The organism is Chryseobacterium sp. Leaf394 (genome assembly GCF_001424105.1).
In the GTDB taxonomy this organism is placed as follows: Bacteria; Bacteroidota; Bacteroidia; order Flavobacteriales; family Weeksellaceae; genus Chryseobacterium.
This window is the reverse complement of record NZ_LMQH01000005.1, coordinates 7,676-8,510: the sequence shown is the minus strand read 5'-3', so window position 1 is coordinate 8,510 and position 835 is coordinate 7,676. Positions and strand designations below refer to the sequence as shown.

At 34.3% G+C, this 835-nt stretch carries 1 protein-coding gene; it reads left to right on the top strand.

Features of this window, described 5'->3' with window-relative positions:
• Nucleotides 1-498, top strand: a 498-nt coding sequence (locus tag ASG21_RS02265) for a hypothetical protein (protein WP_206743166.1), incomplete at its 5' end; no start/stop codon positions are given.
• Nucleotides 499-835: the final 337 nt, after the last annotated feature.

The following is an 835-nucleotide window of genomic DNA, read 5'->3' as shown; positions in this document are numbered from 1 at the left end:
GACAAGCTGATTAAAGAACCTATTACAATTGATATGTTCGGAGATCCAAATGCTAAAATCAGAGCACAGGACATGTCTCAATATTTGGTCGATTTTAATACAGAATTTCTCAAATATGCCAAATCGGGAAGTAATCCTCCACAGCAGGTTATTGATATTATTCATAATTCTCAGCAAACTGCTTACTATGAGATTCCCAAATCGATTGTTGAAAAATCAACTAGTTTGGATGGCTTGCGGAAAGATTTAAGAAGTGCTTTAAAGAGAGAAACCAATCCCGAAATTATCCAATCTTATGTTCTTTTAGATTACCAAATTCAAATTATCCAAAATTCTCCATATGCAGCAAGTTTTGCAAGAGGTAACTGGAAGTGTCTATTTGCTGTTGCTGCAGGGGCAACGTTAGGGGCGACAGTTGGTACATTGGGAGGTCCAGCCGGTACTTTAGCAGGAGCAGCGGCAGGTGGAGCAGCAGGGGCGTATTTAGGATGTAAATAGTTCTTAAAGAGATGGCAACTGTATTATTAATCAAATATTCATCAGAATTTTTTCATTAAGTGTTAATTTTAAAAAATAAATCATGAAACTATTAATTCCACTTTTAACGGCACAACTATCTGCTGTTATGTTAGCTGAGCATCATCAAAATCTCTGGGACACTCAGTCAATAACAAGTCTTGTAGGTTTAGTATCAACCTCTGGATACCTAATATGTAAAATGCTTACTTATAAAAGTTAGGCAGTAATCTTAAATTATAAGTATTAGAAATACTGCTAAAAAACTAAAATAGTATTATAATCACTATTGTATAAAAAGAGCATAACTCTATATTAT